Origin of the sequence: Azospirillum humicireducens, assembly GCF_001639105.2 — a bacterium.
GTDB lineage: Bacteria > Pseudomonadota > Alphaproteobacteria > Azospirillales > Azospirillaceae > Azospirillum > Azospirillum humicireducens.
Genome location: NZ_CP015285.1, coordinates 1,671,070 through 1,698,059, shown reverse-complemented (window position 1 = coordinate 1,698,059; position 26,990 = coordinate 1,671,070). Strand labels below are relative to the sequence as shown.

Here is a 26,990-nt window from a genome sequence, read left to right as displayed (position 1 = left end):
GCGGTCAGGACACCGGCTCGACCCGCCCTTTGCGCTCGTTGAAGAGGGCCAGCGCACGGTCGCGGGCGGCACCATGGTCGATGATCGGTCGCGGGTAATCGGCGCCCAGCCGGATGCCGGCCTGCCGGAGCACCTCGGTCGGGGCGGCCCAGGGCTGGTGGATCCAGCGCGGCGGCAGCCGGTCAAGTTCGGGGACGTAGCGGCGGACGTAATCACCTTCCGGGTCGAACTTCTCGCCTTGCAGCACTGGGTTGAAGACGCGGAAGAAGGGGGCGGCATCGGCACCGCATCCCGCCACCCACTGCCAATTTCCGGCATTCTGGGCGAGGTCGGCATCGACCAGCGTGTCCCAGAACCAGCGCTCCCCCTCCTGCCAGGGCAGCAGCAGATCCTTGACCAGGAAGGAGGCGACGATCATCCGCACCCGGTTGTGCATCCAGCCGGTCTCCCACAGCTGCCGCATGCCGGCATCGACGATGGGGTAGCCGGTGCGCCCACGCTGCCAGGCCTGCAGGCCCGCCGCATCCTCGCGCCAGGGAAAGTCGGCGAAGCGGGGATCGAGCGGGCTGTCGGGCAGTTCCGGTGCGTGGTGCAGCAGATGATACTGGAACTCGCGCCAGCCGACCTCGCGCAGGAAGGAATCGACGCCGGGGGCAAGCTCCGGCCGGGCCTCGGCGGCATGGCGTGCGGCATGCCAGACCTGCCGCGGTCCGATCTCCCCGAAGGCCAGATAGGGGGAGAGGGCGGAGGTGCCGGCGCGGTCAGGGCGGTCGCGTTCCGTGGCATAGACCCCGACCGGTCGCTCGAGGAAATCGGCGAGATGGGACAGCGCCGCCGTTTCTCCCGGCACCCAACGCTTGCGCAAGCCCGCGGCCCAATCGGGCTTGGTCGGCAGCAGGCCCCAACTGTCGAGCGCATCGCCCGCCGGTGCCTTGTCCGGTGCCTTCAGGGCTGCGGGCGCGCGGGTCGGCAACGGTGGGCTCAACGTCGCGGAGAGGTGGCGCCAGAAGGGGGTGAAGACCTTGAAGGGACCTCCGCTCTTGTTGCGGACGGTCCAGGGTTCGGCCAGCAGGCCGGCGTTGAAGCTGCGGGCGTCGATGCCGCGCGCCTTCAGCCGCTCCTTGATCGCCGCGTCGCGGGCGGTCTGGGCGGGTGTGTAGCGGCGGTTCCACAACACGCACTCCGACCCCGTCTCGGCGATCAGCGCGTCCAGCACGGCCCCCGGCTCGCCCCGGCGCAGCAGCAGCGGTGAGCCGTGGCGGGCGCAGCAGGTGGCGAGCCGTTCCAGGCTGCCATGCAGCCACCAGCGCTGGGCCCCGCCGAGCGGCCAGGGATCGCAGGGGGGATCGCCGGGCTCCTCCTCCAGGATATAGAGCGGGATGACCGGCGCGCCGCGTTCGGCCGAGGCCTGGGCCGCTGCCGTCAGTGCCGGGTTGTCGGCCAGACGCAGGTCGTTGCGGAACCAGACGATGATGGGAGTGGCGATGGGGGCGGGCATGCGCGGCGCTCTGTTGGTCTGCTCCGGACAAACCGATATAGGCCGCGCTCACGCTTCGGCCAGAGCGTCAGCGCGCGCGGTCCGGCGACAAACGGGCGCAGGGGAAGCGATAGACCCGGCCGCGCACCGTCATCAGCACCTCGAACTGCCGCGCCAGCAGTCCGTCGAAGGCGGACTCCAGCACGTTCAACCCGCCGGTGAAGCTGCCGAAGGCGGGCAGAATCAGTTTGGCGCCATCGGTGGCGAAGCAGCGCTCGCGCACCCGCCGTCCGGCCAGCGCCAGCGCTGCCGCCGGGTGCAGGTGCCCCGACAGCTCACCCACCGCACCGGGCTGCGCCTCGTGCCGGAAGGTCAGGGGGCCGATGGACAGCTCCGCGGCCACCCGTCCGCCAAGGCCCTGCGGCGGTTCGGGGTCGTGGTTGCCGGTGATCCACACCCAGTCCGCTACGGCGCCGGTCAGGCCGCGCAGCCGCTCCACGTCGGACGGAGCCATCCGTTCCGCCGCGCGGCGGTCGTGGAAGCTGTCGCCCAGGCAAAGCACGCGCGCCGGCCGCTCTCGCGCGATCAGCTCCGCCAGCCGGTCGAGCGTCGCCCGCGTGTCGTAGGGGGGCAGCATCCGGCCGCGTGCGGCGAAGGCCGAGCCCTTCTCCAGATGCAGGTCGGCGACGGCGAGGGTGCCCTCCGCCAGCCACAGCAGCGCGCCCGAAGGATCGGCCAGCAGGTCGGCGCCGCACAGAGTCAGCGCCGCACAGTCCATCGTCCCGGTCATGCTCATCACAGGATCAACCGGCCCTGTTCCGGTTTGGCACGTTTCGGAGGGGCAAGTTCCGGCATCGCCTCCGCCAGCAACTCGGCCTCGGCGGCGGCGAGCAGTTCGTCGGTGGCGCTGCCCTCCACCCGCTCGCGTCCGATCTCCAGGATCACCGGCACCGCCAGCGGGGAGATGCGGTCGAGGTCCTTGTGGGTGATCCGGCCGCGCACCCGCGCCAGGAAATCGGACAGGCGGCGGATGTCGGTCAGACCGCCCGCCGCATCGGCCCGAGTCGCCCGCAGCAGCACATGGCCGGGATCGTGCTTGCGCAGCACGTCATAGATCAGGTCGGAGGAGAAGGTGACCTGGCGCCCGGTCTTCTCCTGGCCGGGATGGCGGCGGTCGATCACCCCGGCGATCAGCGCCACATTGCGGAAGGTCCGCCGCAGCATCGACGATTCGTCCATCCAGGCTTCCAGGTCGTCGCCCAGCATGTCCTGGTCGAACAGCGTGTCCATATCGGTTGGCGAGCGCAGCGACCACACCGCCAGCACATAGTCGGTGGCGACGAAGCCCAGCGGACCCAGCGAGAGGCGCTCCATCCGCCGGGTCAGCAGCATGCCCAGCGTCTGGTGGGCGTTGCGCCCCTCGAAGGCATAGGCGACGAGGAAGCGCTTGCCGGCCTTGGGGAAGGTTTCCACCAGCAGCCCGTCGCGGCTGGGCAGGACCGAGCGGTAGCGCTGAAGCCGCAGCCATTCCTGCACATCCTCCGGCAGCCCCTCCCACTGGTGCGGATCGGCCAGCATGGCGCGCACCCGCTCGGCCAGATGGGTGGTCAGCGGCAGCCGCCCGCCGGCATAGGCGGGAACCTTCGGATCGCCGGTGCCGCCCTTGGCGACCTGCGCCTCCATCTCGCGCACGCCGAGGAACTTCAAAAGCTGGCCGGCGAACAGGAAGGTGTCGCCGGGGGTCAGGCCCTGGATGAAATACTCCTCCACCTCGCCCAGCACCGGGCCGCGGTTCAGCCGGACGCGCAGCAGCGCCTCCTGGGTGATGGTGCCGACATTCATGCGGTACTGGCGCGCCACCGCCGGGCCGGCCACCGCCGTCCTGCCATCCTCGCGCAGCTTCAGGCGCTGGAACCGCTCATAGGCGCCGAGCGCATAGCCGCCGGTGGCGACGAAATCCAGCACGTCGTCGAACTCGTCGCGGGTCATCGCGGCATAGGGGGCGGCGGAGACCACCTCCTCATACAGATCGTCGGCCAGGAAGGGGGCGGCGCAGGCCATGCCGAGCAGATGCTGGGCCAGCACGTCCAGCCCGCCCGGCCGCGGCGCCTCGCCGTCCAGCGTGTGGTCGTGCACGGCCTCCAGCGCGGCGCGGCATTCCAGCACCTCGAAGCGGTTGGCGGGGACCAGCAGGGCGCGGCTGGGCTCGTCCAGCCGGTGGTTGGCGCGGCCGATGCGCTGGACCAGCCGGCTCGACCCCTTGGGCGCGCCGATCTGCACCACCAGATCCACCGCCGCCCAGTCGATGCCGAGATCGAGCGAGGAGGTGGCGACCACCGCCCGCAGCTCGCCGCGCGCCATGGCGCCCTCGACCTTGCGGCGCTGTTCCACCGCCAGCGAGCCATGGTGGAGCGCGATGGGGAGGTTGTCGTCGTTGACCCGCCACAGCGCCTGGAAGACCAGTTCGGCCTGGGCGCGGGTGTTGACGAACAGCAGGGTGGTGCGCTGACGGCGGACGCGCTCGTAGATCTCCTTCATCGCATGCATCGCCATGTGGCCGGCCCAGGGCACCCGCTCCTGCGAGGTCAGGATCTCGACCTCCGCCTGGGCGCCGGAGCGGCCAAGCACGAGGCGCACGTCGTCGGAGTCGGTTCCCTCATGCCGGCCGCGGCGCGACAGCCAGGCCAGCAGGCGTTCGGGCTCCGCCACCGTGGCCGACAGCCCGACCCGCCTTGCGGCGGGAGCAAGCCGTGACAGGCGGGCCAGCCCGAGGGCCAGCAGGTCGCCGCGCTTGGATCCTGCCAGCGCATGCAGCTCGTCGACGATGACGCAGCGCAGATTGCGGAACAGCCGGTCGGCGTCGGTGTAGGACAGCAGCAGCGCCAGGCTTTCCGGCGTCGTCATCAGCATGTGCGGCGGATGGCTGCGCTGGCGCTTGCGCTTGGCCTCCGGCGTGTCGCCGGTGCGGGTTTCCGCCCGGATCGGCAGCCGCATCTCGGCGATGGGTGTTTCCAGATTGCGCTGGATGTCCACCGCCAGCGCCTTCAGCGGCGAGATGTAGAGGGTGTGCAGCCCATCGCGCGGCCGTTCGGCCAGTTCGATCAGCGATGGCAGGAAGCCCGCCAGCGTCTTGCCGCCGCCGGTGGGGGCGATCAGCAGCGCGCTCTCGCCCCGTTCCGCCGCCTCGACCATTGCGACCTGATGCGGGTGCGGCGCCCAGCCGCGCGACCGGAACCACGCGGCGACGTTGGGCGGGATCAGGGCAGGGGAGGGTGCATCCATGACGGCCGGACTTTACCGGATCGCCTGGAACGGAGGAAGAACGAAGTGGGGCGCTATACCGCCGCGGCCTTCTTCACGCCGAAGCAATGCTCCGGTCCGGGGAAGGCGCGGCTGCGCACCTCGGCGGCGTAGGTCGCGGCGGCATCGCTCACCGTCTCGCCCAGATTGGCGTAACGCTTGACGAATTTGGGCTGGAAGGCGCCGAACAGGCCGAGCATGTCGTCGGTGACCAGGACCTGACCGTCGCAGGCCGGCGAGCCGCCGATGCCGATGGTGGGGATCGCCACCTCCTCGGTGATGCGGCGGGCCAGCGCCTCGATCGTGCCTTCGATCACCAGGGTGAAGGCGCCGGCCTCGGCAATCGCGCGCGCGTCGGCGGCGATCCGCTCCGCCGCCTCGGCGTCGCGGCCGACGGCCTTGTAGCCGCCGAGCGTGTTCACCGATTGCGGAGTCAGCCCGACATGGCCCATCACCGGGATGCCGCGGGCGGTCAGGAAAGCCACGGTCTCCGCCATCTCCAGCCCGCCTTCCAGCTTGACCGCCTGGGCGCCGGTCTCCGCCATCACGCGGGCCGAGGCGCGGAAGGCAGCCTCCTTGCTTTCCTGGTAGCTGCCGAAGGGCAGGTCGACCACCACGCAGGCGCGCTGGGAGGCGCGGACCACGGCGGCGCCATGGGCGATCATCATGTCCAGCGTCACCGGCAGCGTGCTGTCCAGCCCGTAGACCACCATGCCCAGCGAGTCGCCCACCAGCAGCAGATCGACATGCGGATCGAGCAGCCTGGCCACTGGGGCGGTATAGGCGGTCAGGCAGACGATGGGCTCGCCCCCCTTGCGGGCGCGTAGCGCCGGGACCGACTGGCGGGCGGTGAGGTTGGAAGCGCTCATGACTCGGGCCTTTCCACGACGGCCGGGCGCTTGGCTGGCTGGCCGTTCAATACGCTTGTCCGACGCACAGTTTCGGCAAAACGAAATGATGCAGATACACCAAAACCGCCCACGCGAGGCTCGCGGGACGGTCGGGTGCAAGACACAAGGGGTCTTGGGCGCGCATCACACGCGCCCTTCGCAGTCGCTGAACGCGACCGGCGATTAGTAGCCCTCGCGTTCCATCCGCTTGCGGAGCAGCTTGCGGGTGCGACGCACCGCTTCAGCCTTCTCGCGCGCACGCTTCTCCGAGGGCTTCTCGTAGTTACGGCGGAGCTTCATTTCACGGAAAATGCCCTCGCGCTGCATCTTCTTCTTGAGCGCGCGGAGGGCCTGATCGACGTTGTTATCTCGGACCAGAACTTGCACGTTAACCGTCACCCTTCCAAGTGAAGCATGTTGCGCAATGGCAACAAATAGGCATGCGCGGCGGGCGCACCCCTTGTGTGGGCGCAGTGTGTAGCACGCCCCATCGCCTTTGTGAAGGGGAGTCTGCGGTCCGCACAGGGTTATCGCATTTGCCCAAGGATGGATCTGGCGAAGTCGTCGGACCATCCTGAGCGTTTGCGCTTGCGGCGGACGGAGACGTCGGGGCGGGCGCGGTTGAGGACGTTGAGGGCGAGTTTGCGCAGGGTAGCGAGGTTTTCCGGGCCGTGATCCTTGCGGTTTCTGGCGCGGTCCTCGTCGAAGGTAACGTCGAGAACCCAGTGGAGGCCGTTCTCCACCGACCAGTGTGCCCGAGCGGCGTTGAGGTACTCTTCGGCGCCAAGCGGTCGCGAGGCGAGGTGATAGTGGCGGGTGACGGTGGTTTTGCCATTGCGTTCGACGGCGGCCTCGATCATGCCCAGGCAGGCCATGTCGGGGAGCAGAGCCGGTTCCGAGCAAGCCGACTTGGGACCGCGCAGCCAACTCAGGTCATGGCTGACCCAAGCCCGGCGGGTCTCGATACGGCCGTGATCGGCATCGGTGGTTTCGTACGTATTCAATTCGGCCAGCGTCAGCGGATCGGCGAAATAGTCCACCACCATGCCATGCAGGGCGGGGTGGTTGGCCTTGAGCCGCAGAAGGTAGTCGCCCCCTTGGTCGCGAATGATGCGCGCGGTGTCCATTTGGCAATGGATGGCGTCGGCGGTCACCAGCCATCCCGTCAGGTCCATGCATCCCAGCAAGGCCCGCGCCGCCACGATCTCGCTGTCGCCCTCGGCCACCCGGAAGCTCTGCTGGCCCACCACCACGCGCGTGGCCGAGGCGAACGCCGTGACCACTGCCAGCGGGTTGGCGCGCGCCGCGTCGTCGAAGGAGCGGCGTAGCGTCTTGCCGTCGATGGCGAGCACGCCCGCGCCTGCCGTCCCCAACTCGTCCAGAAACCGCCCGAAGCACGCCGCAAAGGCGGCCGGATCGAGAAGCCGGAAGATCCGCGAGAATGTGTCGTGGCTCGGAATCCCGTTCTCCAGACGCAGGAAGTCCCGGAACAAAGCCTCCCGGTCCACCGCAAAATCGGCAAAGTCCGAACAGCTCTCAGCCCCGCAGATCGACGCCGTCAGCGCGATCGTGAGAACCTCCAGGAGGTCGTGCCGCTTGGCATTCCCCGTGCGAGGGTCCGGTAAAGCGGCAAACACCTTGGCGTACCACGACATCGGGGGCTCCTTCTCTGACCAACAGAGCCTCCCTACTGAATCCATTTCAGCTCGCCGCGCTACCCTCTTTTCTCAAATGCGATTCCCCTGGCGGTCCGCAAGCATGAGTCCGGCGAGATGCACGGAAACCGGAACCGCAGGAAACGGTTGCTCCGAGAGCATCCACACTCCAGATATAGCGGCATGCCAGTGCTTCCAATCGCCCGGATGGGCAATCCCGTGCTCCGCCAGATCGCGGCGCCGATCTCCGACCCGACCGATCCGGCCATCGCCCGGCTGGCGGCCGACATGATCGCCACCATGCTGGACGCCCCTGGAGTCGGATTGGCCGCGCCGCAGATCTCGGAGTCGCGCCGGATCATCGTGTTCCGAGTCCCCGCCGACCGCGGCGAGGGAGAGGAGGTGGCGAACACCGTCCTGGTCAACCCGGTGATCGAGCCGCTGTCCGGCGACAGGGTTCGGGGCTGGGAAGGCTGCCTGTCGATTCCGGGCCTGCGCGGCCTGGTTCCGCGCTATGGGCGCATCCGCTACCGGGGATACGGGCTGGACGGCGCCCGGATCGAGCGCGAGGCGTCGGGGTTCCACGCCCGTGTGGTCCAGCACGAGGTCGACCATCTGGATGGCGTGCTCTATCTTGATCGCATGGACGACCTGCGGCTCCTCGTCTGCACCGAGGAGATGCATCATATCAACGCCGCGCTCGCCGCGGTTAAGGATATCACCGCCGCGCCGGGCGCGGCCACGGACGCGCCGTCCCGGACCTGAGGGCGGGCGCAGGGAGAGTTGGCTATGAGCATCGACACGCTTCGCGACGATATCCTGGTGGCGAGCCTGCCCAATGTCGTCTTCGACGGCTGGAGCCTGCAGGCCCTGCGCGACGGCACCCAGATGGCCGGCCACGAGCCGTCGGCGCTGCTGCGCGCCTTCCCCGGCGGCGTGACCGATGCGGTGGAGCATTTCGCCGACTGGACCGACCGCCAGATGCTCGACCGGCTGGAGGCCATGCCGCTGGACGAGATGAAGGTGCGCGAGCGCATCTCGCTTGCCGTCCGCACCTATTTCGAGGTGCTGGAGCCCCACCGCGAGGCGAAGCGCCGGCAGCTCTCCTATCTGGCCATGCCGCAGAATGTGGCGCTCGGTCTGCGGCTGCTCTACCGCACGGTGGATGCGATGTGGTTCGCCGCCGGCGACACCTCCACCGACTACAACCACTATACCAAGCGGGCGCTGCTGTCGGCCGTGGTCAGCTCCTCCACCTTCTACTGGCTGGATGACAAGTCGGACGGGCATGTGGAGACCCGCGCCTTCATCGACCGCCGGCTGGCCGATGTGATGGCGGTGGGCAAGGCGACCTCGGGAGTCGGCAAGATCGGCTCGATGCTGAACCTTCTCCCCAATCCCCTGCGCTTCGCCCGCCAGATGCGCCAGCGCACCACCGGCGCCCAGGCCAGCAACGCGACGATCCACATGGCGGAGAATATTTGAGGGTGGCTTGAGACGCCCTCCTCCGGTCCGGGAGAGGGCGTCTTACGTCCGCTTCACCTTCGCGGCCTTCTTCGCCGCTGCCCGCAATGCCGCCTCGAACCCCGACCGTGCCCAGGGCAGCAATTCGTCGCGGTCGTCGAGTGCGGCGTCGGGCGGAGGGTAGTAGGACAAGGTGGTCGGCTTGTCCGGCATCGGCTGGAAGGGCTCCAGACCCAACTCGACGAACGAGTGGCGGTTCACGTCGTCCGCCTTGAAATACAAAGTTTCATCCGCGACCAGCGCGAAGGTCAGCCCGTCGATGGACAGGCCATAGCCGCCGAACATGCGGCGCGCCCGCACATCGCCCAGCGGCGCCATCATCTCGCAGAGACTGGCGACATACTCGCTGGGCGGCCGGGTGGGCATGGGTCGGGAGGCGGTTACTTCTTGCGGAAGGCGTCCAGCGCCACGACCTCACCGCGCTTCGGCTCTTCGGCCGGGGCGGCTTCCTCCGTCTTTTCCTCTGCGCGCTCGGCGGCGGCGCGGGGCGGCATGGAGGAGACCTCCGCCGACTCGGCGGCGGCAAGCGGCTGGAATTGCAGCGCGAAGTTCACCGACGGGTCGGCAAAGGTCGTGATGGCGGCGAACGGAACCACCAGCCGCTCATGCACGTTGTTGAAGCTCAGCGTCACCTCGAAATGATCGTCCGCCACGTCCAGCCCGTAATACTGGAACTGCAGGACGATGGTCATCTCGTTGGGATACTGGGAGGCCAGATACTCGGGGATCTCGACGCCCGGAAAACCGGTGCGGAAGGTCAGGTAGAAATGGTGATTGCCCGGCAAGCCGCGCTCGGCAACCTCGGTCAGAGCGTCGCGGACAACGCCGCGCAACGCGGTCTCGACCATCCGGTCATAGCGGAGCTGCTCTTTCGGCATGCTTGGGCGGGTCCCTGATAACGCATCGGTCTGGCGTCCCACCGGCACGCAATGCCAGGTCCGGACGCCGGGAAGAGAGGTGTGGGCCTTCTGTTGCTAGGCGGCCCACGGCCCCACCCTTGGGCGCTAACCCGCGGGGATTAGGTTTAGGCTACCAGCCGCCGTTAGGCAGCGAGGCGAGCCTGAGCAACGTTGTCGTTGGCAACTATTGCAACGGCCCGATAACGGCGGAACCATGCCGAGCGAAAACCATGCCTTTACCACGCGTGTCGATCCTGTTTCGCCCCCAACGACCCCGGTCAACGAGTCCGGTGTATGGTTGGTGGAGGCGCCGGGTACCGCCCCCGGGTCCACAACGCTTATTCCACAAGGCGTTTATCGCCATAGTCGGCGAACCGACGACGCGAATATAGGCACTCCCGTCCGGCAAGGGAAGGGGCTGTGTGACATCATCGCCGAATGCGTTGCCGTGACGCGGGCGGGACCGTTCGTTCACCGTTCCCGACTGCCACGCGGTCTGGTAAGACAGCCGGCACCGTAACCCCGGAGTCACCATGCCGATCACGCCCGAGCAGCGCGACGAAATCGATCGCCTGCGCGCCGTCACCGCCACCACCCGCCGCGCCACCGTCCCGGCCCTGGAGGAGATCCTCTATCAGCCGCTGGAGGTGCTGGACCACGGCTTCGTCCGCGTCATCGACTATATGGGCGACGATTCGGCGGTCGTGCAGGCGGCGCGCGTGTCCTATGGCAAGGGCACCAAGAAGGTCAGCGAGGATTCCGGCCTCATCAAGTATCTGATGCGCCACCGCCACTCGACCCCGTTCGAGATGTGCGAGATCAAGTTCCATGTGAAGCTGCCGATCTTCGTCGCCCGCCAGTGGATCCGCCACCGCACCGCGAACGTGAACGAATATTCGGCGCGCTACTCCATCCTCGACCGCGAGTTCTACGTGCCGGCGCCGGACCAGCTTGGCGCCCAGGCCGTGGTGAACCGCCAGGGCCGTGGCGACGTGCTGGAGGGCGAGGAGGCGGCCGACGTCATGCGGCTGCTGCGCGAGGATTCCGAACGCGCCTACAGCCACTATGAAGAGATGCTGAACCAGCGCGAGGACGGCACCGTCATCGACCCCTCCCGCCAGGGTCTGGCGCGCGAGCTGGCGCGGATGAACCTGTCGCTGAATTATTACACCCAGTGGTACTGGAAGGTCGATCTCCACAATCTGCTGCATTTCCTGTCGCTGCGCGCCGATGCCCACGCCCAGTACGAGATCCGCGTCTATGCCGATGCGATGCTGGACGTGGTGAAGCGCTGGGTTCCGGCGGTGTTCGAGTCCTTCACCGAATACCGCATGGGCGGCGCCCACCTGTCGCGCACCGGCCTGGACGTGGTGAAGCGCCTGCTGGCCGGGGAACCGGTGTCGCAGGAGGCCAGCGGCCTGTCCAAGCGCGAATGGCGCGAGCTGATGGACCAGCTCGGCCGCCCCGAAGCCTGAGACTGGACCGAAGACGATGACGCCGCATCAGGCCGAAAGCATCTACCGTCAGGGCCTGATCGCGGCGCAGGCCGGCCGCTGGGGCGAGGCGCAGGAGCTTCTTGCCCAGGCCATCACGGGCCGGCCGGGCGTTGCCGTCTGGTGGGCCACCTATGGGCTGGTGCTGGAAAGCCAGGGCGATCTGCCGGGGGCGGTGCAGGCATTCGCCGGGGCGCTGAACCTCGACGGCGATCTCGCCATGGCGATGGACGGCCTGCTGACGGCGGCGGAGAGGCTGGCCGCCGCCGGCCACGCCGATCTGGCGGAGGGGATCTACTGCCGCGCGCTGGCGCTCACCCCCGACACGCCGGCCGCCCTCGTCAAGGCCAGTGCCCTGCTGCTGGTGCAGGGGGTCGACCCGTCACAGCTTCTTCGCCGTGCCGCACTGCTTCAGCCCAAGAGCCATGCCTGAGTGACCTGCGACGTGCGACGGCCGGCCAGGACCGGCCTCAATCGCGGTCGTAGTCTTCGTCGCCCCGCTCATCCTCGTCCGCTTCCGCGGCGAGCCGGCGCTGGTTGGCCAGCATGTCGAGCGCGCCTTGAAGGATGTAGGCGGCGGCCATCTTGTCCACCACCTCGTCGCGCCGCTTGCGGGTCATGTCGGCCTCGCCGATCATGAAGCGCTCGACTGCGGAGGTCGACAGCCGCTCGTCCCAGAAGGCGATCTCCGCCTCCCAGCCCAGCAGGTCGGGGCGCTCCAGCAGGTTGTTGGCGAAGGCGCGCACCGACTCGGCGCGCGGTCCCTCCGTCCCGTCCATGTTCAGCGGCAGCCCGACCACCAGTCCGCCAATGCCGTAATCGCGGATGGTCTTGCCGAGCTCGCGCGCGTCCTGGGTGAATTTGGTCCGCTTCAGCGTGCCGATCGGGGATGCGACGATCAGTCCCGGATCGGCAACCGCCAGCCCGACGGTCTTGGTGCCGACGTCAAGTCCAAGCAAACGTTGGTTTTTGCCCAGCCGGGCCGCGAGTTCGGAGAGGGTGTGGATCATGCACCGACCATAAGGCCGCAGCCCTGCGACCGCAAGAACGCTTGAGTTGTTGTTAAAGATACTTATTCTTCTAAGCATGAGCAGCGCATCGACCCGTCCCTCTCTGTCGCACCGGCCGCTTTCCGACGGCGACATCCCGACCATCTGCGGATTTCCCCGCAGCGCGGAGGAACTGTATTTCCTGTTCCCGCGCGCGGTCTGGCCGCTGACCGTGGATCAGGTCCGGGCCACGCTGGACACCCGCCGCGATCCGACCGTTGTGACCCTGTCGGAGAATGGGCGGGAGCGGGTCGTCGGCTATGCCAACTATGCCACCTTCGAGGATGGCCGGACCGCCAGCATCGGCAATGTCAGCGTCGACCCGGCCCTGCGCCGCCGCGGCATCGCCGAATATTTGGTGCGGACGATGATCGGCCGCGCCTTCGACCATCACCGTCTGCCCGAACTGACCCTCTACTGCTTCAACACCAACACGCCGGCCCTGCTGCTCTATGCGAAGCTCGGCTTGACGCCGATCGCACTGGAGACGCGGGTGACTCCCTGGGGCGAGCCGATCGCCCTGTTCAAGCTGCGCATGGACCGTGCCAGCTGGCATTCGGTCTCGCGCATCGCCGCCTGAGCATCCACAGATTTAATGATTCGTCCGCTGGCGGGCCGGCCCGTGCGGCGTATAGTCGGTCAACCCATCGACGGAGCGGACGGATGAGCAGGACAGGGACGGGTGCGAACCGGCGCGCGGTGCTGGCCGGGCTGGCTGCCGGCGGCGCCGGCCTTTTCGCCGCCGGGGCCGCGCAGGCGATCACGGCGCAGCCGCGGTCCGACTATGGCGCCATGCTGGATGCCGCCTGCGGCGCCAGCGCCGACCACAAGCGCCAGATCGCCGCGGTGGAACGTGCGCTTGGGATCACGCTGCCCGATGCGCGGGTGCTGCAGGTGCTCCAGCAGACCACTTGCCGGTCCTGCGGCTGCCCGCTGGCGCTGGCCGCCGCTGTGTCTTCGGGCAATCCGGACGCCTTCTGAGCGGGGCGCTGGCCGCAAACGTTGCGGTGGGCGTGCGCGGGTGATAGCTTCGCGGCCGATTTCCAATGTTTTGGAAGAGAGTAGAGGCATGTCGCTCGACAAGGCCACGGTGGCCAAGATCGCGCATCTGGCCCGCATCAAGGTGCCGGACGAGGAACTGGAATCCCTGGCTGGGGAACTGAGCCAGATTCTGACCTTCGTGGAACAGCTCAACGAGGTCGACACGAAGGACGTGCCGCCGATGACTAGCGTGGCCGCGCAGAAGCTGCGCCGCCGCAAGGACGAGGTCACCGACGGCGGTTATGCCGCGCAGGTCCTGTCGAACGGTCCGGAAACGGCCGAAGGCTTCTACGTCGTGCCCAAGGTGGTCGAGTGATGACGGCGCTCACGCATCTGACGATGGCGGAGGCCCTGGACGGCCTCGCCAAGAAGGATTTCACCGCGGTCGAGCTGACCGAGGCGCATGTGCGCGCGGTCGAGGCCGTGCGGCCCTTCAACATCTTCATCACCGAGACCCCCGACGCCGCCCTGTCGATGGCCAAGGCCAGCGACGAGCGCCGCGCGAAGGGCGAGGCCGGGCCGATGGACGGCCTTCCCATCGCGGTGAAGGATCTGTTCTGCACCAAGGGCGTTTCGACCACCGCCGGCAGCCATATCCTGGACGGCTTCAAGCCGGAATATGAATCCACGGTGACCTCCCAGCTGTGGCGCGACGGCGCCGTCATGCTGGGCAAGGTGAACCTGGACGAATTCGCCATGGGCTCGGCCACCATCACCGCCCACCAGGGCGAGACGGTCAGCCCGTGGAGCCCCGGCGCGCCCGGCACCTGGGAGAAGAAGATCGTTGCCGGCGGTTCGTCGGGCGGTTCCGCCGCGGTGATCGCCGCACGCGCCGCGCTGGGCGCCACCGGCACCGACACCGGCGGCTCGATCCGCCAGCCGGCCGGCTACACCGGCACCGTCGGCATCAAGCCGACCTACGGCCGCTGCTCGCGCTGGGGCATCGTCGCCTACGCCTCCTCGCTGGATCAGGCCGGGCCGATGACCCGCAAGGTCGAGGATGCGGCGATCATGCTGCGTTCGATGTGCGGTTTCGATCCGAAGGATTCCACCTCCGTCGACATGCCGGTGCCGGATTTCCGCGCCGCGCTGACCGGCGATATCCGCGGCCTGCGCGTCGGCATTCCGAAGGAATACCGGGTGGAGGGCCTGTCGCCGGAGATCGCCGCGCTGTGGGACCAGGGCATCGCCTGGCTGAAGGAGGCCGGTGCCGAGCCGGTCGAGGTCAGCCTGCCGCACACCAAATATGCGCTGGCCGCCTACTACATCATCGCGCCGGCCGAGGCGTCGTCCAACCTCGCGCGCTATGACGGCGTGCGCTACGGCCTGCGGGTCGAGGGCGGCAACCTCAAGGAAATGTACGAGAACACCCGCGGCGCCGGCTTCGGCAAGGAAGTGCAGCGCCGCATCCTGATCGGCACCTATGTGCTGTCGGCCGGCTATTACGACGCCTATTACAACAAGGCCCGTCAGGTGCGCACGCGCATCAAGTGGGACTTCGACGAGGCGTTCAAGAGCTGCGACGTCATCCTGACGCCGACCGCCCCCAGCACGCCCTTCGCCATCGGCGAGAAGATGGACGATCCGGTGCAGATGTACCTGAACGACGTCTTCACCGTTCCGATCAACCTCGCCGGCCTGCCGGCCATGTCGGTCCCCGCCGGTCTCGGCGCCGACGGCCTGCCGCTCGGCCTCCAGCTGATCGGCCGCCCCTTCGACGAGGAGACGCTGCTGCGCGTCGGCCAGATCGTGGAGAAGGCCGCCAACTTCACCGCGCTCCCGCCATTCGTGGCGTGACGCGGGTGCGTTGAATGCGAAAGGGCCGGCTCGCAGGAGCCGGCCCTTTTCGTTTGGGCGGTTGGCATCGCATGCTCCCTCCCTCCCCCCTTCGCGGAAGAGGGGAGATTTGCAGAGCGGCGGCAGTTCCCTCTCCCGCCCAGCGGGGGAGGGGTAGGGAGGGGGCCTCGTAAGCCGACACCTACCACCCATCAAGCCCCGCCAATCCCCTGCACATAGCTCTCGCCGGTCTTCGGATCGATGGTCTCGCCCGTCCCCGGCGTGCCCGGCGGCGCTTCATCCTTGTCGCTCATCGGTTCGACCGCCGGCTTGACCGGGATCGGCTTGGTGGCGGGACGGTCACCTTGCGGCATGTCGGACGTCTTCTCTTCGGCCATGGCGGCAGTCTCCCTCTGGTGGACGCTTCACCCCCACCAACAGGCCGCCCGCCGCTTCGTCACCCTCCCCCCGCTATTCCGCCGCCTCCAGCGCCACCCGCGCCAGTTCCAACAGCTTCCTGTCCACCTCCTCCTCGTCATAGCCGGGGGTGTCGGCCAGGGAGTCGCGCAGGCGCATGGTGATGAACTCCCCGGTGTGGTGCTTTTCATAGAGGCGGACGTCGCCCAGCGCCTTGGCGACGCGGTGCAGCCGATCACGATCCATTGCAGTCTCTCCCATCCTGGTCACTCATCTCGGTCACTGGCGTGCCAACAGCCGGGCTGCCGCATCATTCCTGTGCGCCGAGTTCTCCTTGTGCCGTACTGCGCTTGGATGCCGGAACAGGAGGCGGTTTTCCGGCGTCCCTGTTCATGTCTGCAATCACCGGCGACTGGGGGCGACTGCATGGATCCGGGACAGAATCAACGGCGGGAACTGCTCACACGCGTCCGCGATGTCGTGGAGCATTACGAGCGCCACAGCACCGCCGGCCCCGCCATCATGCGCGGTGTCCGCTATGACCTTGCGGTGCGGGCAACCGACCTGAACGGCGACGGCTGCCTGTTCCCGGCCTGCACCTGTGCGAAGGCCGACTGCGCCGAGCGCAAGGGCTGCGCACCGCCGGACCTCGGCGTCTGGATCGAACAGGCCAAAAAAGAAAACCGCCCCCGGCGCGAACCGGGAGCGGCTTTCGAATGATGCGTGACCGGCCGCGGCGCCCGTTGCCGGACGCCGCGAGGCAACATCAAACCGAGTAGTACATCTTGTACTCGATCGGGTGCGGCATGGTCTCGAAGGCCATCATCTCTTCCGTGCGGAGGTCGATGTAGCCGTCGATCATGTCCTGCGTGAAGACGTCGCCCTTGCGCAGGAACTCGTTGTCCTCGCGCAGAGAGTTCAGGGCTTCGCGCAGCGAGCCGCAGACGGTCGGGACCTTGGCCAGCTCTTCCGGCGGCAGGTCGTACAGGTTCTTGTCCATCGCGTCGCCCGGATGGATCTTGTTCTGGATGCCGTCCAGACCGGCCATCAGCATGGCGGCGAAGGCCAGGTACGGGTTGGCCGACGGATCCGGGAAGCGGACCTCGACGCGCTTGCCCTTCGGCGAGGCGACGTACGGGATGCGGCAGGACGCCGAACGGTTGCGGGCCGAATAGGCCAGCAGGACCGGAGCCTCATAGCCCGGAACCAGGCGCTTGTAGCTGTTGGTCGACGGGTTGGTGAAGGCGTTCAGCGCCTTGGCGTGCTTGATGATGCCGCCGATGTAGTACAGCGCCAGCTCCGACAGGTCGGCATACTGGTTGCCGGCGAACAGCGGCTGGCCGTCCTTCCAGATCGACTGGTGGCAGTGCATGCCCGAGCCGTTGTCGCCGAACACCGGCTTCGGCATGAAGGTCGCCGACTTGCCGTAGGCGTGGGCGACGTTGTGCACCACGTACTTGTAGTACTGCATGTTGTCCGCGGTGCGGACCAGCGTGTCGAACTTGATGCCCAGCTCGTGCTGGGCGGCGGCCACCTCGTGGTGGTGCTTCTCGACCGGAACGCCCATCTCGGCCAGGACGCTCAGCATCTCGGCGCGCAGGTCGTTGCAGCTGTCGATCGGGGCGACCGGGAAGTAGCCGCCCTTGGTGCCCGGACGGTGGCCCAGGTTGCCGTCCTCATAGTCCTTGTCCGACGAATAGGTGCCTTCGTCCGAATCGAACTGGTAGGAGACCTTGTTCATCTCGACCGTGTACTTCACGTTGTCGAAGACGAAGAACTCGGCTTCCGGACCGAAGAAGACGGTGTCGCCGATGCCGGCCGAGGCGGTGTAGCGCTCGGCGGCCTTGGCGATGCCGCGCGGGCAGCGGGCGTAGGAGCCGCCGGTGCCGGGATCGTACACGTCGCAGAGGATGTTCAGCGTCGGCTGGGCGGCGAACGGATCCATGACGGCCGTCGTCGGGTCCAGCTTCAGGATCATGTCCGACTCTTCGATGCCCTTCCAACCGGCGATCGAGGAACCGTCGAACATGATGCCGTCTTCGAACACGTCCTCGTCGATGGTCGAGACGTGCTGGGCCGTGTGGTGCAGCTTGCCGCGCGGGTCGGTGAAGCGCAGGTCCACGTACTTGACGTCGTGTTCCTTGATCAGGTCGAAGACCTTGCTGATGTCGGACATGTCTCTTTTTCCACGCTTTAAGAGGGTTGGATCCCGCTGCGTCAAGCCACTGCCCCAGCCCCTTCGGGGCTGTGGCGGCGGAGGGCGGCGCTCGCGGCGGACGTTATCTCACGCCTTTCTTCCCCGTACAACGCGCCAACCGAAAAAGTCGCACGTTCGCCATAGGCGGCCATCGGCCGTTCGGCGAAGGATGCGGCCGGGGCCGGCGTGAGGGGATGGGGAAAACGGCGCATGTTGGCGGATGCTGGTCGGAAGGGAGCCGGTTTGGAGGGGCGGGGTTGGCCGGACGCGATCAGATCGCGTCGGCACCCTTTTCGCCGGTGCGGATGCGGACCACTTCCTCCACGGGCGTGACGAAGATCTTGCCGTCGCCGATGCGGCCGGTATGAGCGGCCTGCTGGATCGCCTCGATCGCGCGTTCCACCAGGGAATCTTCCATCACCACCTCGATCTTCACCTTCGGCAGGAAGTCCACGACATATTCCGCGCCGCGGTAAAGCTCGGTGTGACCCTTCTGGCGGCCGAAGCCCTTGGCTTCGGTGACGGTGATCCCCTTGATCCCGACTTCGTGAAGGGCTTCCTTCACCTCATCGAGTTTGAACGGCTTGATGATGGCTTCGATCTTCTTCATGGGTCTCTCGTGTACGAGGTGCCAACGCCGGCAGGCACCGTCCACGGCACTGCCGACAGCGACGACGGTAAGCATGGAGCGTGCCACATTCGGCCGAACCGGTCCGGCAGCATCGGCGCTGGTCATAAGACGGTCGGATGCCGTCCGATGGGGCAGGGCGCTGCCGAAGGATTCGGCGGATTGAACAATATTTGTGCAAATGGCGCAAGCGCTCCGCGCTGATGGGCGTTTTATGGCGGCAGCGGTCGGGCGAAAGGGGTGCCATTCCGCTCCGAAAGAAGTTTTTTCACTTTTCGTGAAAAAGGCGCTTGACCGGCCAGCCGCGGTGGAGCATAACGCGGCTCCCGACGGCGGAAACGCTGACGGCGGCGGTGGTAGCTCAGTTGGTAGAGCTCTCGGTTGTGGTCCGAGCGGTCGTGGGTTCGAGTCCCATCCATCGCCCCATCTTCTTATTCGCGTCCAGGAAAAATTCTGGTCTTATAAACGCCCGCACGGCAAAGCAGCCGTTTCGCGGGCGTTTATGCGTGTCCGCATGATTCTCGCAGGTGATGACATCGTCTACGGGTAGAGCGGGCGTGCGCATCCTCGCCCGCTCAGGCAACGGCAAGACAAGCCAGGGTCGGGGAGTGTGGGGGATGGATGAGCTTCTGTCCGTCGCGGAGATGTATCGGGCCGACCAGCTGGCCATCTCCGCCGGTGTGCCCGGTCCGGCCCTGATGGAGGCCGCGGGCGCCGCCGTTGTCCGCGCGGTGTGCGAACGATGGGCGCCGCACCCGACCGCCGTGCTCTGCGGCCCCGGCAACAATGGCGGCGATGGCTTCGTCATCGCCCGGCTTCTGCTGGAGGCCGGCTGGCCGGTGCGGCTGGCCCTGCTCGGCACGCGCTCGTCCCTGACCGGCGACGCCGCGGTTGCCGCCGAGCGCTGGCCCGGTCCGATCGAGGCGGCCGATCCCTATATCCTCAAGGGCAATCCGCTGATCATCGACGCGCTGTTCGGCGCCGGCCTGTCCCGGCCGCTCGACGGCCTTGCCCGCGCCATCGTCGAAGCGATGGAGGGACGCACGGTGGTGGCCGTGGACGTGCCGAGCGGCCTGCACGGCGACAGCGGCCGCGTGCTGGGGGCGGCTCCCCAGGCGGCGCTGACCGTCACCTTCTTCCGTCGCAAGCCCGGCCATGTCCTGCTGCCCGGCCGTACCCTGTGCGGCGAGGTGGTGGTCGCCGACATCGGCATTCCGGAGCGGGTGCTGGACAGCATCGCGCCGCAGACCGCGGTCAACGAGCCGTCGCTGTGGCGTCACCGTTTTCCCTGGCCGGCGTTGGACGGCCACAAATATGCGCGCGGCCATGCCGTGGTTCTCGGCGGGGCGCGGATGACGGGAGCCGCCCGGCTGGCCTCGGTCGCTGCCTTGCGTGCCGGCGCCGGTCTGGTCACCATCGCCTGCCCGCAGGAGGCTTTCCCGATCTATGCCGCCGGCTGCGCCAGCGTCATCGTCGATCCGCTGGAGGATGCCGGTGCTTTCGCACGGCTGCTGCAGGACCAGAGGAAGAATGCGGTGCTGATCGGGCCGGGAGCGGGCAGGGGCGCGCAGACCCGCGCCGCGGCGATGGCAGCGCTGGATGCCCGCAAGGCCTGCGTTCTGGATGCCGATGCGCTGACCAGCTTCGCCGATTCTGCCGACGAGCTGCTCGACCGGCTCGACAAGCGGTGCGTCCTGACCCCGCATGAGGGGGAGTTCGCCCGGCTGTTCGGGGACTCCGTCGGCATGGACGGCGACAAGCTGGCGCGGGTGCGCGCCGCTGCCGCCCGGTCGGGTGCCGTGGTGGTGCTGAAGGGGGCGGACACCGTGGTCGCGGCGCCGGACGGCCGCGCCGTGGTCAACGTCAACGCGCCGCCCGATCTGGCCACCGCAGGAACGGGAGATGTGCTGGCCGGCATCGTGCTGGGCCTGCTGGCGCAGGGGATGGACGGGTTCGAGGCGGCTTGCACCGCCGTCTGGCTGCATGGCGAGGCGGGTAGGGCGCTCGGCCCCGGCCTGATCTCCGACGATCTGCCGGGGGCGCTGCCCGCCGTGCTGAAGGCGCTGAAGGCGCAGGGCTGACACCCGCCGAAGGCCGCGCGAGCGAATTGCCGGAGGTACTTCCGACGGCAGCCTCCACGCGCCCCCTTGCGGCGGCGGTCGAGGCGGGCCAGACTCCGGGGCATGAGCGATGCACCTGATACCACCACGTTGGAGCCCGTGCCGCCATCCCCGGCCGCGCAGCCCAATTTCTTCGACCGCGCGCTGGACAACCTGCGCACCCGCTGGCGCGAGATCGCGGCATCGGCCCGCGGCGCCGTCGGTGCTCCGCCGCGCACCCATCTGCCCCGCGAAGACGCCGAACGGCTGAAGGAGCAGATCGAGGCCTGCCTGGAATCGCGTGGCGGCGAGGTGTCCGCCCGCGCCCGTGCCGCCCAGCTCGGCCGCACCTATCTGGCGCTCGATCCCCAGGGCCGCCGCAATTTCCTCGTGATGCTGGCACGCGATTTCGATGTCGACCGCGACGCGGTGACGGAGGCGATGGCGACCTTCCAGGCGGCGGCCGACCCGGTCGCCCGCGGCCATGCCGAACGGGCGCTCCGCCGTGCGCTGGAACCGCCGCGCCTGCGTCTGCTGACCCAGTTCAACGCCCTGCCGGAAGGTGTCAAGTTCCTGGTCGACCTGCGGGCAGAGCTGATGGAAATGGCGCGCGGCGAGCCGTTGCTGCAGGCGTTGGAAGACGATCTGAAGAACCTGCTGCGCGCCTGGTTCGACGTCGGCTTCCTGGAGATGCACCGCATCACCTGGGACAGTCCGGCCTCGCTGCTGGAAAAGCTGATCAAGTATGAGGCGGTGCACGAGATCAGCGGCTGGCAGGATCTGAAGGACCGGCTCGATTCCGACCGGCGCTGCTTCGCCTTCTTCCACCCGCGCATGCCGCACGAGCCGCTGATCTTCGTCGAGGTGGCTCTGGTCCAGGGCATGTCCGACACTGTGCAGGCGCTGCTCGATCCCACCGCGCCGGTCTGCGATCCCAAGAGCGCCGACAGCGCCATCTTCTATTCGATCTCCAACGCCCAGGTCGGGCTGGCCGGCATCAGCTTTGGCAATTTCCTGATCAAGCGGGTGGTGGACGGGCTGGCGACCGAGTTCCCCAACATCAAGTGCTATGCCACCCTGTCGCCGATCCCCGGTTTCCGCCGCTGGTTCGACCGGATGCTAGAGCGAGACGGCGATGCCCTTCTGACCAACACGGAGGCCGAGCGCATCGCCGAGCGGTTGACCGAGTTGGAGCAGGCCGAGGATGCCGAGGTGTCGACCGAGGGCGGACTCGGCGCCGACGAATCGCCGCTGCTCGCCCGTGCGCTGTCCCGTTCCGGCTGGGCGGAGGATGAGGAGTTGCAGAAGCGGCTGCGGGGCCCCCTGATGCGGATGTGTGCCCATTATCTGACCGCGGTTCAGGAGGCGAAAAGCAATGGCCGCGCCCGCGCGTTGGATCCGGTGGCGCATTTCCACCTGACCAACGGCGCCCGGATGGAACGGCTGAACTGGCTCGCCGACCGGTCGGCCAAGGGGGTTAGGCAGTCGCTGGGGATGATGATCAACTACCGTTACCGGCTGGGTGAGATCGACGCGAACCATGAGGCCTATACCGGCGAGGGGCGCATCATCGCCTCATCGGCGGTCCGGTCGCTGGCCAAGGCGGGCGGCTGACGCGAACGGAGCGGACCCCGCTCTCTTGAACGGAGCCAATTTGCCTGTTTGCTTCCGCCGCGCTGTGCTATAGACCGGACTTCGCCGGCGGTCCGGCGGGTGTTTCGGCACCCGTCGCGGCTGCCTTTGCCATGAACGCGGGCGTGGCGGAATTGGTAGACGCGCTGGATTTAGGTTCCAGTGACTTCGGTCGTATGGGTTCAAGTCCCTTCGCCCGCACCATGGCAACACCTTGGACCGCATGGACAACACGGATTCGGGCCGCCCGGACGGGCGCCGCCGGGCCGGAACAACGAGATAGGCTTTCGTTCCGATGAACATCACCGAGACCAGCACCGACGGCCTCAAGCGCGAATTTCAGGTCGTCATTTCCGCCAAGGACATCGAAGAGAAGGTGAACGGCAAGCTGGAAGAGCTGCGCCGCACGGTCCAGCTGCCGGGCTTCCGTCCGGGCAAGGTGCCGGTCACCGTGATCAAGCAGCGCTATTTCGGCGGCGTGCTGTCCGAGGTGCTGGAGGACGCCATCTCCGACAGCTCGCGCCAGGCACTGAGCGAGCGTGGCCTGCGCGTCGCCCTGCAGCCGAAGATCGAAGTCGAGAAGTACGAGGACGGCGGCGACCTCACCTACAAGATGGCGGTCGAGCTGCTGCCGGACGTCGAGCCGGGCGACTTCACCGGCATCGAGCTGGAGAAGCCGGTCGCCGAGGTCACCGACGAGTCGGTGGAAGAGGCGCTGGCCCGTCTGGCCTCGGCCCATTCGACCCAGGCCCCGGTCACCGAGGACCGCGCTGCCGAGACCGGCGACATCGCCGTGATCGATTTCGCCGGCACGGTCGACGGCGAGGCGCTGGAAGGCATGGACGGCAAGGACTACCCGCTGGAGCTGGGTGCCGGCCGATTCGTTCCGGGCTTCGAGGAGCAGCTGGTCGGCGCCAAGGCCGGCGAGCACCGCACCGTCAACGTCACCTTCCCGGAAGACTACCCGCACGAGCGCCTGAAGGGCGCCGCGACGGTCTTCGAGGTCGACGTGAAGGAGCTGCGCAAGAACGTCCCGGCCGAGGTCAATGACGAACTCGCCAAGGAGTTCGGCATGGAGAGCCTGGAGAAGATGCGCGAAGCCATCCGCGACCGCATCAAGGGCGAGTATGACGGCCTGTCGCGCCTGCGCGTGAAGCGCCAGCTGCTCGACAAGCTGGCCGAGGCCCATTCCTTCGAGGTGCCGGCCGGCATGGTCGACATCGAGTTCGAGGGCATCTGGGCCCGCCTGCAGGAAGAGCTGAAGAACGGCACCGCCGGCGAGGATGCCAACAAGTCCGAGGACGAGCTGAAGGCCGAGTACCGCTCGATCGCCGAGCGCCGCGTCCGCCTGGGTCTGCTGCTGTCGGAAGTCGGCCGCCGCAACAACATCCAGGTCACCCAGGACGAGGTGAACCGCGCCCTGATCAACGAGGCCCGCCGCTTCCCCGGTCAGGAGCGTCAGGTGTTCGAGTTCTTCAAGCAGAACCAGCAGGCGCTCGAGAATCTCCGCGCCCCGATCTTCGAGGACAAGGTCGTCGATCACATCCTGGATCAGGCCAAGGTGACCGAGAAGACCGTCAGCGTCGAAGATCTGACGAAGGACGAGGACGAGGCCGAGGCCGCCTAACTCCCCAAAAGGAGTGGGGGCGGACTACCATCCGCCCCCAAAGGTTCCTATATGTGGTTCCGTACCGGCGACGATCACCGGTTCAGCCAACTGCGGGGGCAGGGAAGAACACATGTACGACTTCGAGCCGAAGATGAATGCTCTGGTCCCGATGGTCATCGAACAGACCAACCGGGGCGAGCGCGCGTACGACATCTATTCGCGCCTGCTGAAGGAGCGGATCATCTTCCTGATCGGCGGAGTGAACGACGCCGTCGCCAGCCTGATCTGCTCGCAGCTGCTGTTCCTTGAATCGGAAAATCCGAACAAGGACATCGCGCTCTACATCAATTCGCCGGGCGGCTACGTCTCGGCCGGCCTCGCCATCTACGACACCATGCAGTACATCCGTCCGCAGGTGTCGACGGTCTGCATGGGGCAGGCCGCCTCGATGGGCTCGCTGCTGCTGGCCGCCGGCGCGCCGGGCAAGCGCTTCTCGCTGCCCAACAGCCGCATCATGATCCACCAGCCGTCGGGCGGCGCCCAGGGCCAGGCCTCGGACATCGAGATCCAGGCCCAGGAAATCCTGAAGCTGCGCTCGCGCCTGAACGACATCTACGTCAAGCACACCGGGCAGGATCTCGACACCATCGAGACCGCCATGGAGCGCGACAAGTTCATGTCGCCCGAAGAAGCGAAGGCCTTCGGCCTGATCGACGAGGTGGTGGAGAAGCGTCCGGGCGTGGATCATTCGTGAGCCGCTGGTCCAGAGCCCTCCCAACAAAGGGTTGATCGGGTCGTGACGCTGTTGTTGAATGGCAGTGACACGATCCGGTCATAGGGGATGTCCCGAGGAGGGACCCGGATATGCGGATCGTGATGCGTCGCCAGACCGGCGCATGACCTTGTCGCGGGCGTCGTCCGCGATAACCTGAGTAGGACCGGCGTCGGGGGGCGCCGCGAACGGGCATGGCCCTAGGGGCCACGCCTCCCGCGAGATGACGGAGTACCGATGAGCAAGTCCAGCAGCGGCGATTCGAAGAATACGCTCTACTGCTCCTTCTGCGGCAAGAGCCAGCACGAGGTCCGCAAGCTGATTGCCGGTCCGACGGTGTTCATCTGCGATGAATGCGTCGAACTGTGCATGGACATCATTCGCGAGGAGAACAAGACGACCCTCGTGAAGTCCCGCGATGGGGTTCCGACTCCGCGCGACATTCATGCGGTGCTCGACGATTACGTCATCGGACAGTCCTACGCCAAGCGCGTGCTGTCGGTGGCGGTCCACAACCATTACAAGCGCCTCGCCCACGGGACGAAGCACAACGACGTCGAACTGGCGAAGTCGAACATCCTGCTGATCGGCCCGACCGGCTGCGGCAAGACGCTGCTGGCCCAGACCCTGGCCCGAATCATCGACGTTCCCTTCACCATGGCCGACGCCACGACGCTGACCGAAGCCGGTTACGTCGGCGAGGATGTCGAGAACATCATCCTCAAGCTGCTGCAGGCCGCCGACTACAATGTGGAGCGGGCGCAGCGCGGCATCGTCTACATCGACGAAGTCGACAAGATCAGCCGCAAGTCCGACAACCCGTCGATCACCCGCGACGTGTCGGGCGAAGGCGTGCAGCAGGCCCTGCTGAAGATCATGGAGGGAACCGTCGCCTCCGTGCCGCCGCAGGGCGGGCGCAAGCATCCGCAGCAGGAATTCCTGCAGGTCGACACCAGCAACATCCTGTTCATCTGCGGCGGCGCCTTTGCCGGCCTGGACAAGATCATCGCCCAGCGCGGCAAGGGCACCAGCATCGGCTTCGGCGCCGATGTTCGGTCGGCCGACGAGCGCGCGACCGGCGAGATCCTGCACGAGGTCGAGCCCGAGGATCTGCTGAAGTTCGGCCTGATTCCCGAATTTATCGGCCGCCTGCCGGTGCTGGCCACCCTGTCCGACCTGGACGAGGCGGCGCTGGTGGAGATCCTGAGCAAGCCGAAGAACGCTCTGGTCAAGCAGTACCAGCGCCTGTTCGAGATGGAGGATGTCCATCTGGAGTTCTCCGAGGACGCCATGCGCGCCATCGCCCACAAGGCGATCGCCCGCAAGACCGGCGCCCGCGGCCTGCGGTCGATCATGGAAGCCATCCTGCTCGACCCGATGTTCGACCTGCCGGGCCTGACCGGCATCGAGAGCATCCTGGTCAACAAGGAAGTGGTCGAAGGGCGCGCCAAGCCGCTCTACGTCCATGCCGAGCGCCGCAGCGAGGCTCCGGGAGCCTGACGGGCCCCGACCGGTCGAGAAAAGTCCGTGTGGCCTGGCTGGCAGTGAGGTTGAAAAGGGGGACATCGGCATGCCGGTGTCCCCCTTTTGTCAATTTCGGACCCTGCAGGTTATCGCGAAGGCCGGCGTCTCAAACGAGCCGGTCGACGGACAGGATCCGAACCTTTCCATTGTAGTCCATGCTGAAGCGCTGGGCGATCACCCACCAGCCGGTCAGGCGCCCCCGAATCCCGATGACCGAGCATTTGCCTTCCGCTTCATCGGAGTTCCAGCGATAGCTGTTCCGGTTCATGGTCGCGGAATAGCCCGCCAGACTGGCGGTCATGGCGGTGTGGCTGGTTCCGTTGGTCTGGCATTGGATGTTGTGATGCGCGACCTTGAGGCTTCCGGAGGGGCCGGGGATGCAGCCGAAGCCGCAGCCGTCCATCAAGGCGTTGAAAAAGAAGAAGGCATCCTTTCCGAGGATAAGATTGTATCCGCCATCCGCATCCCAGGGTAGGAAATAGCCGATCTGGGAGCCGCTCTGCGAAGGGCCGACATAAAAATAGCGGCCCTTCTTTCCATCGGTGCCGGAAACGGTCATGCCGGTCGCTTCGTGGATGTCGAAGTACAGGGGTCGATGCCCGGTGCCGGGGGCAATCTTGTTCGCCACCGACTGGTTCCAGGCGCCGAACCCGATGTTGTCGACTTTGTAGATCAGGAGGTGGGCCTTGAGAAATCCCATCGGATCGTTCCAAAGCCGGTTCGTGATCGCCGTTTGCTCCTTCGCATTCATCGCTGAACACCCTTTCTTCCGGACTCCGGGCTGATTCGCGGCTTCCACGCGGCCCAATCCCCTATCTGGACCTTTGTTCACCGCCTTCAGCAGGCCATGCTCGCCAGGAAACCGGGCTTCTGCAAGCGTGAGCGGGTCTTCAAACTGGATATCCGGGCGATGAAGGCACTTTCAGCCCCTTGAAGGGCGCATGGCCGTGTGCCACGTTAGTCCGGTGCCGTAGGCGATCTCCGCGCTCAACCCGAGGCGGGGGCTGT

Annotated in this window: 28 protein-coding genes, 2 tRNA genes and 1 other RNA gene; 16 read left to right on the top strand and 15 right to left on the bottom strand. The window is 67.2% G+C overall.

Annotated features, from left to right (window positions below; genetic code table 11):
* Positions 1 to 4 precede the first annotated feature (4 nt).
* From A6A40_RS07830 to A6A40_RS07805, 6 genes are all read right to left on the bottom strand, one after another.
* Positions 5 to 1,498 carry a cryptochrome/photolyase family protein gene (locus tag A6A40_RS07830; RefSeq protein ID WP_063634903.1) on the bottom strand — a complete coding sequence of 498 codons (1,494 nt, stop codon included), beginning with the start codon at positions 1,496 to 1,498 and terminating at the stop codon, positions 5 to 7.
* Between the two features lie 67 nt (positions 1,499 to 1,565).
* Positions 1,566 to 2,273, bottom strand: a complete 708-nt coding sequence (pdeM, locus tag A6A40_RS07825; protein ID WP_108546640.1) for a ligase-associated DNA damage response endonuclease PdeM — start codon at positions 2,271 to 2,273, stop codon at positions 1,566 to 1,568.
* Positions 2,273 to 4,759, bottom strand: coding sequence for a ligase-associated DNA damage response DEXH box helicase (locus A6A40_RS07820; protein WP_063634902.1), 2,487 nt, complete (start codon positions 4,757 to 4,759; stop codon positions 2,273 to 2,275). Before A6A40_RS07820 ends, pdeM begins: the two co-directional genes overlap by 1 nt.
* A 53-nt stretch (positions 4,760 to 4,812) precedes the next feature.
* The gene (gene panB, locus A6A40_RS07815) at positions 4,813 to 5,646 is read right to left on the bottom strand and encodes a 3-methyl-2-oxobutanoate hydroxymethyltransferase (protein WP_063634901.1); all 834 of its coding nucleotides are present in this window, start codon (positions 5,644 to 5,646) and stop codon (positions 4,813 to 4,815) included.
* Between the two features lie 204 nt (positions 5,647 to 5,850).
* Entirely contained in the window at positions 5,851 to 6,054 is a 204-nt protein-coding gene (rpsU, locus tag A6A40_RS07810; protein ID WP_012974546.1) for a 30S ribosomal protein S21, read from the bottom strand.
* 140 nt (positions 6,055 to 6,194) lie between these two features.
* Positions 6,195 to 7,322 (bottom strand): ISAs1 family transposase, encoded by a 1,128-nt coding sequence (locus A6A40_RS07805; RefSeq protein ID WP_063634705.1) that lies wholly within the window; start codon positions 7,320 to 7,322, stop codon positions 6,195 to 6,197.
* Positions 7,323 to 7,505: 183 nt separating this feature from the next.
* On the opposite strand from A6A40_RS07805, the gene def reads away from it, so the two are divergent.
* Together def and A6A40_RS07795 are read left to right on the top strand one after the other, a co-directional pair.
* Entirely contained in the window at positions 7,506 to 8,087 is a 582-nt protein-coding gene (def, locus tag A6A40_RS07800) for a peptide deformylase (protein ID WP_063634900.1), read from the top strand.
* A gap of 24 nt (positions 8,088 to 8,111) precedes the next feature.
* Complete coding sequence (locus tag A6A40_RS07795) at positions 8,112 to 8,807, top strand: COQ9 family protein (RefSeq protein ID WP_063634899.1); 696 nt, start codon at positions 8,112 to 8,114, stop codon at positions 8,805 to 8,807.
* A 42-nt stretch (positions 8,808 to 8,849) separates the two neighbouring features.
* Here A6A40_RS07795 and A6A40_RS07790 read toward each other — a convergent pair whose 3' ends face one another.
* From A6A40_RS07790 to ssrA, 3 genes are all read right to left on the bottom strand, one after another.
* A complete protein-coding gene (locus A6A40_RS07790) occupies positions 8,850 to 9,212 on the bottom strand; it encodes a TfoX/Sxy family protein (RefSeq protein ID WP_063634898.1) in 363 nt (120 codons plus the stop codon).
* Positions 9,213 to 9,226: 14 nt separating this feature from the next.
* Positions 9,227 to 9,724: an SspB family protein gene (locus tag A6A40_RS07785; protein ID WP_063634897.1), complete on the bottom strand. Its 498-nt coding sequence runs from the start codon at positions 9,722 to 9,724 to the stop codon at positions 9,227 to 9,229.
* 78 nt (positions 9,725 to 9,802) lie between these two features.
* Positions 9,803 to 10,163: a transfer-messenger RNA gene (ssrA, locus tag A6A40_RS07780) on the bottom strand.
* Between the two features lie 115 nt (positions 10,164 to 10,278).
* Between ssrA and thyX the strand changes: the two genes are divergently transcribed.
* Entirely contained in the window at positions 10,279 to 11,220 is a 942-nt protein-coding gene (gene thyX, locus A6A40_RS07775) for an FAD-dependent thymidylate synthase (RefSeq protein WP_063634896.1), read from the top strand.
* 16 nt (positions 11,221 to 11,236) lie between these two features.
* Positions 11,237 to 11,671, top strand: a complete 435-nt coding sequence (locus A6A40_RS07770) for a tetratricopeptide repeat protein (RefSeq protein WP_063634895.1) — start codon at positions 11,237 to 11,239, stop codon at positions 11,669 to 11,671.
* Positions 11,672 to 11,708: 37 nt separating this feature from the next.
* Here the strand turns inward: A6A40_RS07770 and ruvX are convergent, their stop codons facing one another.
* Positions 11,709 to 12,248 (bottom strand): Holliday junction resolvase RuvX, encoded by a 540-nt coding sequence (gene ruvX / locus A6A40_RS07765; RefSeq protein WP_063634894.1) that lies wholly within the window; start codon positions 12,246 to 12,248, stop codon positions 11,709 to 11,711.
* A 76-nt stretch (positions 12,249 to 12,324) separates the two neighbouring features.
* Between ruvX and A6A40_RS07760 the strand changes: the two genes are divergently transcribed.
* The 4 genes from A6A40_RS07760 to gatA all read left to right on the top strand — a co-directional run bounded on the left by A6A40_RS07760 (position 12,325) and on the right by gatA (position 15,125).
* Positions 12,325 to 12,867, top strand: coding sequence for a GNAT family N-acetyltransferase (locus A6A40_RS07760; RefSeq protein ID WP_063634893.1), 543 nt, complete (start codon positions 12,325 to 12,327; stop codon positions 12,865 to 12,867).
* An 83-nt stretch (positions 12,868 to 12,950) separates the two neighbouring features.
* A complete protein-coding gene (locus A6A40_RS07755) occupies positions 12,951 to 13,268 on the top strand; it encodes a hypothetical protein (protein ID WP_063634892.1) in 318 nt (105 codons plus the stop codon).
* Between the two features lie 88 nt (positions 13,269 to 13,356).
* Entirely contained in the window at positions 13,357 to 13,644 is a 288-nt protein-coding gene (gene gatC / locus A6A40_RS07750; protein ID WP_014248134.1) for an Asp-tRNA(Asn)/Glu-tRNA(Gln) amidotransferase subunit GatC, read from the top strand.
* Positions 13,644 to 15,125, top strand: coding sequence for an Asp-tRNA(Asn)/Glu-tRNA(Gln) amidotransferase subunit GatA (gene gatA, locus A6A40_RS07745; RefSeq protein WP_063634891.1), 1,482 nt, complete (start codon positions 13,644 to 13,646; stop codon positions 15,123 to 15,125). Before gatC ends, gatA begins: the two co-directional genes overlap by 1 nt.
* A 191-nt stretch (positions 15,126 to 15,316) precedes the next feature.
* Here the strand turns inward: gatA and A6A40_RS07740 are convergent, their stop codons facing one another.
* Both A6A40_RS07740 and A6A40_RS07735 read right to left on the bottom strand, forming a co-directional pair.
* Positions 15,317 to 15,502 (bottom strand): hypothetical protein, encoded by a 186-nt coding sequence (locus A6A40_RS07740; protein ID WP_063634890.1) that lies wholly within the window; start codon positions 15,500 to 15,502, stop codon positions 15,317 to 15,319.
* A 73-nt stretch (positions 15,503 to 15,575) separates the two neighbouring features.
* Positions 15,576 to 15,767, bottom strand: coding sequence for a hypothetical protein (locus tag A6A40_RS07735; RefSeq protein ID WP_063634889.1), 192 nt, complete (start codon positions 15,765 to 15,767; stop codon positions 15,576 to 15,578).
* Between the two features lie 180 nt (positions 15,768 to 15,947).
* On the opposite strand from A6A40_RS07735, the gene A6A40_RS07730 reads away from it, so the two are divergent.
* A complete protein-coding gene (locus A6A40_RS07730; protein WP_063634888.1) occupies positions 15,948 to 16,241 on the top strand; it encodes a hypothetical protein in 294 nt (97 codons plus the stop codon).
* A gap of 46 nt (positions 16,242 to 16,287) precedes the next feature.
* On the opposite strand, the gene glnA is transcribed toward A6A40_RS07730, so the two are convergent.
* Both glnA and A6A40_RS07720 read right to left on the bottom strand, forming a co-directional pair.
* Positions 16,288 to 17,697 carry a type I glutamate--ammonia ligase gene (gene glnA / locus A6A40_RS07725; RefSeq protein WP_014248129.1) on the bottom strand — a complete coding sequence of 470 codons (1,410 nt, stop codon included), beginning with the start codon at positions 17,695 to 17,697 and terminating at the stop codon, positions 16,288 to 16,290.
* 292 nt (positions 17,698 to 17,989) lie between these two features.
* Positions 17,990 to 18,454 (bottom strand): P-II family nitrogen regulator, encoded by a 465-nt coding sequence (locus A6A40_RS07720; RefSeq protein ID WP_082860752.1) that lies wholly within the window; start codon positions 18,452 to 18,454, stop codon positions 17,990 to 17,992.
* A 242-nt stretch (positions 18,455 to 18,696) separates the two neighbouring features.
* Between A6A40_RS07720 and A6A40_RS07715 the strand changes: the two genes are divergently transcribed.
* The 7 genes from A6A40_RS07715 (at position 18,697) to clpX (ending at position 25,958) form a co-directional block, all read left to right on the top strand.
* Positions 18,697 to 18,772, top strand: a tRNA-His gene (locus A6A40_RS07715).
* A 191-nt stretch (positions 18,773 to 18,963) separates the two neighbouring features.
* On the top strand, positions 18,964 to 20,427 hold the full coding sequence (locus tag A6A40_RS07710) for a bifunctional ADP-dependent NAD(P)H-hydrate dehydratase/NAD(P)H-hydrate epimerase (RefSeq protein ID WP_063634887.1): 1,464 nt from the start codon (positions 18,964 to 18,966) through the stop codon (positions 20,425 to 20,427).
* A 102-nt stretch (positions 20,428 to 20,529) separates the two neighbouring features.
* Complete coding sequence (locus A6A40_RS07705; RefSeq protein WP_063634886.1) at positions 20,530 to 22,059, top strand: malonyl-CoA decarboxylase; 1,530 nt, start codon at positions 20,530 to 20,532, stop codon at positions 22,057 to 22,059.
* 137 nt (positions 22,060 to 22,196) lie between these two features.
* A tRNA-Leu gene (locus A6A40_RS07700) sits at positions 22,197 to 22,281 on the top strand.
* Between the two features lie 91 nt (positions 22,282 to 22,372).
* A complete protein-coding gene (gene tig / locus A6A40_RS07695) occupies positions 22,373 to 23,704 on the top strand; it encodes a trigger factor (protein ID WP_063634885.1) in 1,332 nt (443 codons plus the stop codon).
* Between the two features lie 112 nt (positions 23,705 to 23,816).
* On the top strand, positions 23,817 to 24,440 hold the full coding sequence (gene clpP, locus A6A40_RS07690) for an ATP-dependent Clp endopeptidase proteolytic subunit ClpP (RefSeq protein WP_014248124.1): 624 nt from the start codon (positions 23,817 to 23,819) through the stop codon (positions 24,438 to 24,440).
* A 255-nt stretch (positions 24,441 to 24,695) separates the two neighbouring features.
* Positions 24,696 to 25,958: an ATP-dependent Clp protease ATP-binding subunit ClpX gene (gene clpX / locus A6A40_RS07685; protein ID WP_012974526.1), complete on the top strand. Its 1,263-nt coding sequence runs from the start codon at positions 24,696 to 24,698 to the stop codon at positions 25,956 to 25,958.
* Between the two features lie 130 nt (positions 25,959 to 26,088).
* On the opposite strand, the gene A6A40_RS07680 is transcribed toward clpX, so the two are convergent.
* Positions 26,089 to 26,733, bottom strand: coding sequence for a hypothetical protein (locus A6A40_RS07680; RefSeq protein ID WP_063634884.1), 645 nt, complete (start codon positions 26,731 to 26,733; stop codon positions 26,089 to 26,091).
* Between the last annotated feature and the right edge of the window lie 257 nt (positions 26,734 to 26,990).